Source organism: Kluyvera georgiana ATCC 51603 (genome assembly GCF_001654985.1).
Lineage (GTDB): Bacteria > Pseudomonadota > Gammaproteobacteria > Enterobacterales > Enterobacteriaceae > Kluyvera > Kluyvera georgiana.
In genome coordinates, this window is the sequence record NZ_LXEU01000042.1 from 1 (window position 1) to 12682 (window position 12682).

The 12682-nt window shown below is 52.0% G+C and carries 13 protein-coding genes; 7 read left to right on the forward strand and 6 right to left on the reverse strand.

Annotated features, from left to right (window positions below; all coding sequences use genetic code 11):
- Positions 1–22: 22 nt before the first annotated feature.
- Complete coding sequence (gene tyrP / locus M989_RS09300; RefSeq protein ID WP_064544599.1) at positions 23–1234, reverse strand: tyrosine transporter TyrP; 1212 nt, start codon at positions 1232–1234, stop codon at positions 23–25.
- Positions 1235–1430: 196 nt separating this feature from the next.
- Between tyrP and M989_RS09305 the strand changes: the two genes are divergently transcribed.
- Positions 1431–1670: a YecH family metal-binding protein gene (locus M989_RS09305; RefSeq protein WP_064544605.1), complete on the forward strand. Its 240-nt coding sequence runs from the start codon at positions 1431–1433 to the stop codon at positions 1668–1670.
- 34 nt (positions 1671–1704) lie between these two features.
- Here M989_RS09305 and ftnA read toward each other — a convergent pair whose 3' ends face one another.
- The 3 genes from ftnA to M989_RS09320 form a co-directional block, all read right to left on the reverse strand.
- Complete coding sequence (gene ftnA, locus M989_RS09310; RefSeq protein WP_064544607.1) at positions 1705–2202, reverse strand: non-heme ferritin; 498 nt, start codon at positions 2200–2202, stop codon at positions 1705–1707.
- Positions 2203–2390: 188 nt separating this feature from the next.
- Entirely contained in the window at positions 2391–2726 is a 336-nt protein-coding gene (gene yecR, locus M989_RS09315) for a YecR family lipoprotein (protein WP_064544843.1), read from the reverse strand.
- An 86-nt stretch (positions 2727–2812) separates the two neighbouring features.
- Entirely contained in the window at positions 2813–4999 is a 2187-nt protein-coding gene (locus tag M989_RS09320) for an HD domain-containing phosphohydrolase (RefSeq protein ID WP_083965139.1), read from the reverse strand.
- Between the two features lie 289 nt (positions 5000–5288).
- On the opposite strand from M989_RS09320, the gene M989_RS09325 reads away from it, so the two are divergent.
- Positions 5289–5927, forward strand: coding sequence for an RpiB/LacA/LacB family sugar-phosphate isomerase (locus M989_RS09325; RefSeq protein ID WP_064544609.1), 639 nt, complete (start codon positions 5289–5291; stop codon positions 5925–5927).
- A gap of 64 nt (positions 5928–5991) precedes the next feature.
- On the opposite strand, the gene M989_RS09330 is transcribed toward M989_RS09325, so the two are convergent.
- Entirely contained in the window at positions 5992–7416 is a 1425-nt protein-coding gene (locus M989_RS09330) for an MFS transporter (RefSeq protein WP_064544611.1), read from the reverse strand.
- Positions 7417–7626: 210 nt separating this feature from the next.
- Here M989_RS09330 and azuC point away from each other — a divergent pair, with 210 nt between their 5' ends.
- Both azuC and M989_RS09335 read left to right on the forward strand, forming a co-directional pair.
- The gene (gene azuC, locus M989_RS25495) at positions 7627–7716 is read left to right on the forward strand and encodes a stress response protein AzuC (RefSeq protein ID WP_015963980.1); all 90 of its coding nucleotides are present in this window, start codon (positions 7627–7629) and stop codon (positions 7714–7716) included.
- A gap of 80 nt (positions 7717–7796) precedes the next feature.
- Entirely contained in the window at positions 7797–8048 is a 252-nt protein-coding gene (locus M989_RS09335) for a DUF2766 family protein (RefSeq protein ID WP_064544613.1), read from the forward strand.
- Positions 8049–8125: 77 nt separating this feature from the next.
- On the opposite strand, the gene M989_RS09340 is transcribed toward M989_RS09335, so the two are convergent.
- A complete protein-coding gene (locus M989_RS09340; RefSeq protein ID WP_064544615.1) occupies positions 8126–8629 on the reverse strand; it encodes a non-heme ferritin-like protein in 504 nt (167 codons plus the stop codon).
- Positions 8630–9262: 633 nt separating this feature from the next.
- On the opposite strand from M989_RS09340, the gene M989_RS09345 reads away from it, so the two are divergent.
- The 3 genes from M989_RS09345 (at position 9263) to araG (ending at position 12682) form a co-directional block, all read left to right on the forward strand.
- Positions 9263–9820, forward strand: a complete 558-nt coding sequence (locus M989_RS09345) for a DJ-1/PfpI family protein (protein ID WP_064544617.1) — start codon at positions 9263–9265, stop codon at positions 9818–9820.
- Between the two features lie 304 nt (positions 9821–10124).
- A complete protein-coding gene (locus M989_RS09350; RefSeq protein WP_064544619.1) occupies positions 10125–11105 on the forward strand; it encodes an arabinose ABC transporter substrate-binding protein in 981 nt (326 codons plus the stop codon).
- Between the two features lie 62 nt (positions 11106–11167).
- Positions 11168–12682 (forward strand): L-arabinose ABC transporter ATP-binding protein AraG, encoded by a 1515-nt coding sequence (gene araG, locus M989_RS09355; RefSeq protein ID WP_064544621.1) that lies wholly within the window; start codon positions 11168–11170, stop codon positions 12680–12682.

The following is a 12682-nucleotide window of genomic DNA, read 5'->3' on the forward strand; positions in this document are numbered from 1 at the left end:
AGTCGGCCCCTTTTTTACGCAGTTATCCCACCGACGGCAGCAGGCCGGTCGCAATACCTACCTGAATGGCAATCACCGCGATCCCGCAGGCAAACACCAGCCACAGCATCGGTTTTCCTCCGACAACGCGATAGCCGCCCTGAGGGTGATGTTTGCGGCTTTGCAGCGTCAGCAGAGACGGAATAATCAGCGCCAGTACCGCCAGCGCCACGCCCGCGTAACCCAGCGCCATCACAAAACCGCGCGGGTAGAACAGCGCGAAGGCCAGCGGCGGCAGGAAGGTGATACCGCCGGTTTGTAGACGGCCGCGGACGGTATTTTTGCGCTGGAACAGATCCGCCAGATAGTCAAACAGCCCCAGTGCGACGCCGAGGAAAGAGGTCGCCAGCGCCAGGTCAGCAAACAGATGGACGGCTAGCTCAACGTGCGGCGAGGCGACAACTTCGCGAATCGCCATTAACAGGCCGTTCAGCCCCGCGTGCTGAGACATGAGCGTGCTAAAGACCGGCGAGTCGATGCTGCCGAGGGTTGCCAACTGCCAGAACAAATAGGCAACCAGCGGGATGGCGCTCCCTATGATAAAAATGCCGCGCAGTTTGCGTACGTCGCCGTTCATATAGCTAACGATACTCGGTACGCTGCCGTGGAAGCCAAACGAGGTAAAGATAACCGGAATGGCCGACAGCGCTAGCCCCTGGGCCATCGGCAGCGTCATCAGATTAATTTTGTGAATGTGCGGAAGCAGCAGCGCCAGCATGACGATCAGAAAAATAATTTTGGCGCTGAACAGGAAGCGGTTAAACAGATCGACCAGCGAGGTGCCCACGCAGATGACCATGCCGCCGATGGCGGTGAACAGCAGTACGCCCATTGCGGGCGGCATATCCATGCTAAACCACTGGCTGAAACTTGAAGCCAGCAGCTCTCCCGCACCGCTGATATAGGCCGCCGTGAGCGCGTACATCAGGAACATCATGCTAAAACCGGTGATCCACTGCCCGTGGCGTCCCAGGTAGCGTAGCGCCAGAGAACCCAACCCGGTGTCGGCCGGAACGTGCTGATACACTTCCAGCAGCAGCAGGGCGGTGTAGCACATTAATGCCCACAGGCCGATCAGCAGCACCAGCGTGATGCCAAAACCGACGCCCGCCGAGGCAAGCGGCATTGCCAACATTCCTGCGCCGATGGTGGTGCCGGCGACGATTAAAATACTCCCCAGAGTACGGTTCTTCACGCTTTCCTCTACTTCACAACGTATTCACAACGAAAGATGTCGCGCAGAGTATGTGAATCCGCAGCTTTCGTCAAATCTGAATTACAGTCGCTGTATATTTATGTTTACGCTTTTAATGAGGCGGCAGAAAGCTGCGCTAGCGCAAAACATGCAGTACAAATGCAGTTTATGGTGACCTTTTTTAAGGGGAGAAATTATGAACTCTATTCACGGTCACGAAGTACTGAATATGATGATTGCATCAGGCCAGCAGTACAGCTTCGAAAGTCTGGAAGCGGCCATTCGTGCACGCTTTGGCGAGCAGGCGCGTTTTCATACCTGTTCAGCGGAAAATATGAGCGCGGGCGAGCTGGTGGCTTTTTTGTATAAGAAAGGGAAATTTATACCGCTGGAATCGGGTTTTACGACCGAAGAAAGTAAGATATGCCGACATTAATCAGCAGCGGCGTATTAACGCCGCTGCATGAACATTAATTCTGAGTATCGAGCGTTGCCAGCTCTTTATCAATGAAGTACAGACCTTCACCACTTTTACCTGCCAGCGTCAGCTTATCGATAACGGATTTAAACAATTTCTCTTCTTCATGCTGTTCCGCAACATACCACTGCAGGAAATTAAAGGTCGGATAATCCTGGTTGGACATAGCGGCGTGCGCCAGTTCATTAATTTTGCTGGTAATCAGCTGCTCGTGCTCATAGGTCACACGGAACAGTTCGTCCAGTGATGCATACTCGGCAAACGGCGAAGAGACGCTATTGATGCGTGGCAGACTGCCGGTGTCGGTCAGGTAATCAAACAGGCGCTGCATGTGCGTCATCTCTTCCTGCGCGTGGCGGCGTAAAAAGGCGGCGGCGCCTTCAAAACTGTTGAAGCTACACCAGGCGCTCATCTGTTGATACAGCAGCGAAGAATAAAGTTCGAGATTCATCTGTTCGTTTAATTTCTCGATCATTGGCGCTTTTAGCATGGTGTCGCTCCCGAAAAAATAGGTTAATTGTTAATTACAGCAGAACTATAAGTTGTTATTAATTTATTTGCAAAAGGTAAATATAAAATGATCGATATAATAATGCGAATGGGAATAAAACTCATTGGCATAAATATAACGATAAATATCAAGGGGAATAATAATGCCGGAATTCACCGGCGGTGGGGCTAATAATAGGCGCTGGAGGCAGGAATATTTGCGATACCCCGGCACTGATACTGAAGGGTAATATATTCGTTGAGGCACAGCGAGCCGCTAATGGTGGAGCAGGTGGGAATCGGCTGACCATAGGAAAAAGCGGTGGCGTAGCCCATCTGCTGGCAGGCTTTATTGGCCTCGGATTGGGCCAGGTAACTGTCGGGGCGGGCATTTTGCAGTACCGCCTGTCCGTAGGTCAGGCGAACGATACCGCTGGTCGCATCAACTTCGCTGACACTCGCCGTGCGGGGAACCGTGCACGCGGAGAGGGCCAGCAGGGCGGGGATAAGAATGAGGCTTTTCATCATGTCGCTCTGCGCAATCTGTCGTAGTCTCATTATAACTGACGTGACCTGCGGCCAATCCCTTGAATAGTCGCCAGATTCAGGGGTTAATCCGTTTGTGACTCGTAAATAGCCTGAAACTGAAGGTGCAACTGGCAAAACAGTTTGACCAGCGTCGGGTCAAAATGGCTGCCTGAACTGCTGACGATGATTTCGTAAGCGCGCTCATGCGAGAAGCTGGGTTTGTAGACTCGCTTTTGCCGCAGCGCATCGTAAACGTCGGCAATGGCCAGAATCCGCGCCTCCAGCGGGATGGCTTCGCCGGCTAACCCATCCGGATAGCCGCTGCCGTTCCATTTTTCGTGATGGTAGCGGATCAGATTTTCCGCCACAGAGCCGAGCACCAGCCCCTGGACGATACGCCAGCCCTTCACTGAATGCTGCTGAATCTGCTTAAACTCGTCCTCGGTGAGTTTGCCCTGCTTGCGCAGAATTGTCTCGGGAACCGCAATTTTGCCGATGTCATGCAGCGAGGCAAAATTCTCAATATCGCGAATCTGACGCAGGGGCAGCTTCATCGCGCGAGCTAACAGGCTGCAATAGGCAGAGACGCGGCGGATATGACAGCCGGTTTCATCATCGTGGACGTGATTAATTTTTTCCATCGCTTCGACGATGCTGCGGCTAATCGCGCGGTTCTGGCTCATATGCCGCCACATCATCAGCATCATACTCAGGATAAAGACCAGCGCGGCCAGCAGCCCGGCGCTAATCATTTGTAATGAATTTTTACTTAACGACGTGGAGGCTGGGAGGTTGGTCGGCGGCGTGATTTGGTGACGATAGCTGGAGATCAGATGAACCTGCGTCAGCAGGGCATGCAGCGGGTGATCGATGTTCACCCAGGTACCAATCTGAAAACTTGAGTGGGTCAGCCCCGCGACTTTCAGTGCGCCACGGAACAGATCGCTGCCGCGTAGCGCCTGCTCGAGCGAGCTTAAATCACCGAGAATAAAGTCGATCTGGTTGTTATCAATGGTATCCAGCAGTTCGTCGAGGGTGGCACGTGCGACCAGCGTGACGTCAGTACCAAACCGCTGGCGCAGATAGTAGGCGGCAAAGGAGCCGCGAATCACGCCAACCCGCTGATGGCGCACCTGCTCTTCATCAAGAATAAAGGGCTGACCGACCTTATTGTAATAAGCGTTGTACCAGTTCAACAACGGTCCAACCAGCCCCTCCAACTGTGCGCCGTCGCGGACGTCAATAATATCGGCAAGTCGTAACGGCCAGTCTTCATTTTTCATACGTACCAGATAATTATCAACGAATTGAACGTCGACGTTGATATTGAGCAGATCGCGGAGATCGTTGACGATGCTAATCGCGCTGCCGTGGTATCCCTGATTGTCCTTCCAGATGATGGGGGAGAAGTTCTCATTTTTCGGTAGCCAGAGGGTAAGGCGATTTTCCTGGAGCCAGCGTCGCTCTTCGGGGGTGATGACGAGGTTACGGCGGAGAAATTCAATCTGGCTTTGCTCTTCTAATGCCTGAAGCTTGCCGTTTTGCTGCCATTCGTTAATCAATTGATTGATGTTACTGCGTAGAGATATCAGTTCCGGACTAATCCCGAACGAGGTGGTGATACGCAGTGAATCGAACGGACGGGAGATGGTGTAGTAATACTGCGGACTGCCGATCTCTCTGTCCTCGTTGATATAGAAATCGGCGCCGCCGCTGCGCAGAATCTGTAAGGCCTCTTTACTGCTGTCAACTTCGATGACTTGCTGAAATGTCAGGGTGGGATAAGCTTGTTTAACGAGCGTCTGGGTGGGATCGTGCCGTCGGAAAATGACTCGTGTATCGTTCAGGTCGCGTACGGTCTTTGCCTGTCGGGTGATGCTGGCGGTAACGACGCTGTTTTCGAGCAGGCGTAAGGAGAGGATGGTATTCTTCAGGTGTTCACGGGTCTGTAGCACGCTGGCGTATAACCCGTAGTCATGGTGTCTGAAACGTTGCTCGAAGGTCGTGCCGTCAATGGGCTGGAGGGTGAGATTGTAGCCGTAGCGCGAATTGATGGCGTGCAGCAGCTCGGGATAGAAGCCATGGAACTCTCCGTGGTCGTCGCGCCAGAATTCAAAACTATCGGCGTTGAGTATCCAGACAGGAATGGTGGAAGCCGCTTTTACTTTTTGTGGCGGTACGGCAAAAACGCGTGTCGTGCAAACGAGCAACAGGGTCAGTAGAACAAGGAGACCCAGCCCGTGTCGAAGAGATCGGCAGTCCTGTGTCACAAGTCAGTTCCTTTGCGAAGACTATTTCATCCATTTAATAGCGTACAATTCATCGGGTCTATTATTCCCCTTAAGCCAGTTTAGTCGACCATGTGCCCTGGTAACAGTAAAAAAATAATGGTTTATGTAATGATTTATCTACCCGGCATAGGCCAAAAGTGTGACCGCCTCAGTAAAAAGTAAAACCATTTTTCATAAAATTTGAAAGTGCGTTTGTCTGGTAGTAAGGTTACTGCAACGTAATCGAACGACTGCGGGAAATCCCGCGTAGCTTTCAGGAGAGGAAAGAATGAAAATTGCACTGATGATGGAAAACAGCCAGGCCAGCAAGAACGCGACTATTCATCATGAGTTAAAAGCCGTTGCCGATGAAAAAGGCTTCCCGGTCTACAACGTGGGCATGAGCGATGAAAACGATCATCATCTGACCTACATTCACCTGGGTATCATGGCCAGCATCCTGCTGAACTCTAAAGCGGTAGATTTCGTCGTGACTGGCTGCGGTACCGGTCAGGGCGCGCTGATGTCCCTGAACATCCATCCGGGCGTGGTTTGCGGCTACTGCCTGGATCCGGCAGACGCCTTCCTGTTTGCCCAGATCAACAACGGTAACGCGCTGTCTCTGGCCTTCGCAAAAGGTTATGGCTGGGGCGCGGAGCTGAACGTTCGCTACATGTTTGAAAAAGCGTTCACCGGTCGTAACGGCGAAGGCTACCCGCCGGAGCGTAAAGAGCCTCAGGTCCGCAACGCGGGTATCCTGAACCAGGTGAAAGCCGCTGTAGTGAAAGAAAACTATCTGGATACTCTGCGCGCAATCGACCCGGCGCTGGTGAAAACGGCTGTCTCCGGTCAGCGTTTCCAGGAATGCTTCTTCGAAAACTGCCAGAACAAAGAAATCGAAGCCTTTGTTCGCGAGATCCTGGCGTAAGCCTGACGCTCTCCTTTTTAATAAAAAACCCACGCTCTGGCGTGGGTTTTTTTATGCAGTGAACTCAGGCTTTGGCTTTCTTCGACACCGCGCTGCCCGCGTCTCGCGTCAGATGCAGGGTATCTATCATCCCCACCAGGCAAATCAACGCAATAAAGACAAAGGCCAGGCGGAAGCTGATACCCGGTACTGCACTGAGCTCCAGCACGGCGCTGAGTTTTTCACCTATTCGAATTCCAATCGCTCCGAGCGTGATGCCCAGCCCAATCGCTAGCTGGCTGGCGGTGCTGAACAGCGTATTGGCATAGCTCATTTGCGGTGAGGGTACGTCAGCAAACGCCAGCGTGCTGACGCCGGTAAATTGAATCGAGCGGAACACGCCGCCGAGGTACAGTACCAGCATAATCACCCATACCGGCGTCTGTGGCGTCAGGAAGGCGCAGGCGACCAGCGCCAGCACGTTCAGCGCACCGTTGATCAATAGCAGGCGGCGGAAGCCCAGCCAGCGAATGAGCGGTGTGGTTGCCGGCTTAATCGTCAGGTTGCCCACAAACACCGCCAGCACCAGCAGGCCGGAGTGGAACGGATCCATACCAAAACCGACCTGAAAGAGCAGGGGAAGCAGGAACGGTACGGCACTGATCGAGGCGCGGAACAATGAACCACCGTACATCGTGACGCGGAAGGTGGGGACCTTGAGGGCATCCATACGGATCATCGGCGCCGGGCTGCGACGGAAATGGGACAGCGCATAATAAAAAGTGGCGCTGCCAAGCAGCAACAGCGTGATGATTAGCCCCCCCTGCATTTTCTCCGCCCCCAGAAGCTCCATCGCGTAGACCAGGCTCACCATTGACACTGAGGTGGCGAGGAAACCCGGTAGATCGAATGGCCGTCGCTCATCGTCGCGGATGTTGGGAATAATCCGCAATGCCAGCAGGATGGCAATGATGCCCAACGGGACATTAATAAAGAATATCCAGCGCCAGTCGGCCACTTTGGTAATAAATCCGCCCAGCGGAGGCCCGATAATAGGCGCAATTAGCGCGGGCCAGGTGAGTGTGGCAATGGCGGTAATGAGCAGGTGTTTTGGCGTGGTTCGAAGGACGGCTAGCCGCCCGACAGGGACCATCAGCGCGCCGCCTACGCCTTGTAAGATACGCATCGCCACGAAACTATGGGCGCTGGTGGCGAGGCCGCAAAACACGGAAGAGACGGTGAAAATGGCCAGCGCGAGGCTGAAAATGGTGCGCGCGCCAAAGCGGTCCGCTATCCAGCCGCTGGCCGGAATGAGTACTGCCAGCGTGATCAGGTAGGCGCTAATGCCGATATTGAGATCGACGGCTTCAACGCCAAAGGTTTTCGCCATATCTGGCAGGGCGGTGGCAATCACCGTCCCATCGAGGAACTCCATAAAGAATGCACCGGCCACAAGCAGCGCAGCAGGGGATACCCCACGGCTCGCCTGGGCCTGGAGAGGCTCATTCATCGTTGCGTTACCCTATCAAAATAATTCGTAAAATTTATAGATTTTGTAGATTCTGCAAGTGACAGATTTTTATAACAATTTTTTTATAAATTTAACATACATGAATATTGTTATGTGATTTAACTCGCAAAACGGTTGATTTTTGTGATGGTGGTCATATTATGTACCTAAAGACAATAACACCTGCATAACAAAAATCGGAGTATCAACATGAAACAGCGCATGCGTAAAATCCTCAAAAGCATGTTTGAGAACTATTGCAAAACTTTCAAAGACGTACCGCCAGGCGCTATGTTCTGATAAAAAAACCTGCTGCGGCAGGTTTTTTTATCTTCAGCAAAAGTAGGTTACTATTACGCTCCGCAAAATAGGAGCAAAAAATGTCTCAGAACCTCACCCCTAACGATGAACTGGTTTCCGACGTCGTCGCTTGCCAACTCGTTATCAAACAGATCCTCGACGTTATTGATGTTATCGCACCGGTTGAAGTCCGCGAAAAGATGGCGACTCAGCTGAAAGCGATTGACTTTACCACTCATCCGGCGGGGGCCGATCCGGTAACGTTGCGGGCGATTCAGAAAGCGATTGCGCTGATTGAGCTGAAGTTTACGCCACAGGATGCGACGCACTGATCGCGAATTGACGTCTTCAGGTCACAGACCTGAGAGCGGAAAGAACAAGGGCGGCCATGGCCGCCCTTGTTGCGTAATTAATGCTGCTGTTGATTAACGATGTTCAGCAGATGCTGGTCGGTTTGCTGGATGCAGAGGCCCGCTTTACGCGCGCTGCGCACTTCATCCAGAATGGTCTTCAGCAAGATACCATCCTGTTCCTGCTCTTCTTCCAGTGCATTGAGGAAACTCAGGGTGTTATCGTCATGAAGCACTTTTGCCTGTTCAGTCAGCTCAGACAGCGTAGAGCTGCGCTGCGCGTGATCTTCAATGGTTTTCAGGAAAAGATCTTCGAGGGTGGCACACTTATCTTCTTGGGTTTCAAAAGCTTTCACGACCGGATAAGCGCCAGATTTCTTCATATAATCGAACACACGCATCATTTGCGTTACGCTGGATTGCGCCCGTGAACGTAAAAACGTCGCGGTGCCATTCAGTCGATGTTCTGAACACCACTCGCTCAAACGCAAATAATGATTAGATGCATAAAATTCGAGATTCATCTGAGCATTAAGCTTTTGAACCATTCCTGGAACTGCCATACAAATATCCTTATTACTGGTAGGAACGATACGCGTGATACCGCATAGTATCTAGATAGCCGCTAACCATGCGCTATTTACGCGTTAGAGTGTAACTACATATTACTCGTAGTCTTCAACCATGAACAAAAGATATAATTCCTCTTGTGTTCAGAAAAAAGAATACTCTTAGTTTGGATATAAGAAAACTCTCATGAGCCCCTTTTTACGTTTCGTTACAACCTATATTGCTATTACCCTGCTTCACAAAATAATATTTTCGTAACCCTATGAATTATAGAGAATGTAACTTCCCGATATACTCTGCGTAAGGCTTTGTTAACATGCGTATTCTGTCTTACATTTTGTACATCAGGAAATGTGAGCTAAGTCTAATTTTAAGATTGGCAGCTATCGCTCAGATAGGCGCGTTACGCATTATTTGCTATCAATAGTGCATCGCGAATAATAATTCCCATTTATATATCATGATATACATCGGCCCCCCAATATTGGAATAATCGCAAATTTGTTTTAGATCATTTTTGATAATGGCCGGTAAGAGGATTATGTTCGCGGTAATGAGGAGTACGCTAAATCCTTCCCCATTCGTCACCTGGAGGGATTCGATTATATGAATTTACAGGAGTTAAAATGAAACAGGTTGCTGTACTGCTGGCCCCGGGTTTTGAAGAAGGGGAAGCGATTGTCACTATCGATATCCTGCGCCGTTTGCATATTGGCGTTGAGCTGGTGTCGTGCGCTGAATCACGCGCTGTGGTGAGCTATCACGATATCCCGATGGTGGCTGACGCCACGCTGGCAGAGCGTCTTGATACCCTGTACGACGCCGTCGTCCTGCCGGGTGGTCCACAAGGCAGCGTGAATCTGGCGGCGAATCAGGATGTCGTTAAGTTTGTGGCGGCCCACGATGCCGCGGGCAAATTTATTTGCCCAATCTGCTCAGCCGCTGCGCGCGTGCTGGCCGGCAACGATCTGCTGAAAGGCCGTCGCTATGTCTGCTCCGGGGATCTGTGGCAGGACGTGAAAAACGGTGAATACGTTGATGCGCCGGTCGTTGAAGACGGCAATCTGATTAGCGGCAAAGGATTCGGTCACGTCTTTGATTTTGCCTTTACCGTCGCGGCACGTCTGTTGGGCGATGAAGCGCCGGTACGTGACCACGCCGATCACATCTATTACCGCTGGTAATTAATTGATCATCTCAGTGGAAGGGGTATCTTCGCTGAGTATATAGATAAATAAGCTATTCTCTCTGCGCGAATTGTCTGACAATTCGCGTTTTTTATATGTACGTATCTGCTGAATCTATGCATCACTTCACTGTTATTCAGGGGTGTGATGGTGCTCTCTTCTGAATGGTTAATTCCTGGCTATTAATGTTTTAACATTGTTAATGCTGTTAATTGCGCGGCTAATACTTTGTTTTATGTCCGATTTAAATTGTTTGTCTGATTTTTCCCTACATAAAAGAACATTTAGGCTGGAGTTAACCATGCACAAATTTACGAAAGCGCTGGTGGCCATCGGGCTGGCGGCGGTTATGTCACAATCGGCTATGGCCGAGAATTTAAAACTCGGCTTTTTAGTGAAACAACCCGAAGAACCCTGGTTCCAGACGGAATGGAAGTTTGCGGATAAAGCCGGTAAAGATCTTGGTTTTGATGTTATTAAAATAGCCGTTCCGGACGGTGAGAAAACCCTCAATGCTATTGATAGCCTGGCGGCCAGTGGTGCCAAAGGTTTTGTTATTTGTACGCCAGATCCAAAATTAGGGCCTGCTATCATCGCCAAAGCGCGCGGCTACGACATGAAGGTCATCACCGTCGATGATCAGTTCGTTAACGCCAAAGGCAAACCGATGGAGGATGTGCCGCTGGTGATGATGGCGGCGAGTGAAATTGGCGCACGGCAAGGGCAGGAACTGTATAAAGAGATGCAGAAGCGCGGCTGGGATGTGAAAACCACCGGGGTGATGGCCATTACCGCCAACGAACTGGATACCGCGCGCCGCCGTACTTCGGGCTCCATGGACGCGCTAAAGGCTGCTGGTTTCCCGGAAAAGCAGATTTATCAGGTGCCTACCAAATCTAACGATATTCCCGGTGCGTTCGATGCCGGTAACTCACTGTTGGTACAACATCCGGAAGTGAAACAGTGGCTGGTTGTTGGCATGAACGATAACACCGTGCTCGGTGGCGTGCGTGCTACGGAAGGTCAGGGGTTCAAGGCGGACAACGTCATCGGTATCGGTATCAACGGTGTGGACGCGGTGAACGAACTGTCAAAAGCGCAGGCTACCGGCTTCTTTGGTTCGCTTCTGCCAAGCCCGGACATTCACGGTTACAAAACCAGCGAGCTGCTCTACAACTGGGTGCAGAAAGGCGCTGAGCCACCGAAATTTACCGCGGTGACCGATGTTGTGCTGATTACCCGCGACAACTTCAAAGAAGAGCTGGCGAAAAAAGGCCTCTAAGTCCTGATGGTTCTCCTCCCGCAGGGCGGGAGGAGAGGGATCGTGTCATTGTGGAGGTTGCGATGCAACAGTCTACCCCTTATCTCTCTTTCTGCGGTATCAGCAAAACCTTCCCGGGCGTAAAGGCGCTGTCCGATATTAGCTTCGATTGCTATAGCGGGCAGGTCCACGCGCTGATGGGCGAGAACGGCGCCGGCAAGTCGACGCTGCTGAAAATTCTTAGCGGTAACTATACCCCGACGTCCGGCACGCTGGCGCTGCGCGGAGAAGAGATTTCTTTTGCTGATACCACCGCGGCGCTGAACGCGGGTATCGCGATAATTTACCAGGAACTGCATCTCGTCCCGGAAATGACCGTGGCGGAAAATATCTATCTTGGTCAATTGCCAAGCCGCGGCGGTATCGTTAACCGCAAACTGCTGAACTATGAAGCGCGTATCCAGCTTGAGCATCTGGGTCTGGACATCGATCCCGATACGCCGCTGAAGTACCTGTCGATTGGCCAATGGCAGATGGTCGAGATTGCCAAAGCGCTGGCGCGAAACGCCAAGGTCATTGCCTTTGATGAACCGACCAGCTCACTTTCCGCGCGCGAAATCGACAACCTGTTTCGGGTGATCCGTGAACTGCGCAAAGAGGGACGGGTGATCATCTATGTGTCTCACCGCATGGAAGAGATCTTCGCGCTGAGCGATGCCATCACCGTATTTAAAGATGGCCGCTATGTCTGCACCTTTACCGACATGATGGAAGTGAGCCACGACCGGTTGGTGCAGGCGATGGTCGGGCGTGACATTGGCGATATCTATGGCTGGCAGCCGCGTCAGTACGGTGAAGAGCGTCTGCGTCTATCGCTGGTGAAAGCGCCGGGCGTGCGCACGCCGATTTCGCTGACCGTTCGCAGCGGTGAAATCGTCGGCCTGTTTGGCCTGGTTGGTGCCGGGCGCAGCGAGCTGATGAAAGGGATCTTCGGCGGGACGAAAATAACCGGCGGTGAGATTTTCATCGACGGTGAGCGCGTGACCATCAATAAACCTGCGCAGGCGATTCGCGCGGGGATGATGCTGTGCCCAGAAGACCGCAAAGCCGAGGGGATCATCCCGGTCCATTCGGTGCGTGACAATATCAACATTAGCGCCCGCCGCAAGCATATCCACGCGGGGTGCCTCATCAATAACGACTGGGAAGCGACTAATGCCGACCATCATATTCAGTCTCTTAATATCAAAACGCCGGGGGCTCAGCAGCTGATCATGAACCTCTCCGGGGGCAATCAGCAGAAGGCGATTCTCGGACGCTGGCTGTCGGAAGATATGAAGGTGATCCTGCTTGATGAGCCCACGCGGGGCATCGACGTTGGGGCAAAACACGAAATCTATAACGTGATTTATGCGCTGGCGGCGTCCGGCGTCGCGGTGTTGTTTGCTTCCAGCGACCTACCGGAAGTGCTGGGCGTTGCCGACCGTATTGTGGTGATGCGTGAAGGGGAAATCGCCGGAGAGCTGCTGCACGAGAGCGCCAATGAACAACAGGCGTTAAGCCTGGCTATGCCAAAAGTCAGTCAGGCCGTTGCCTGA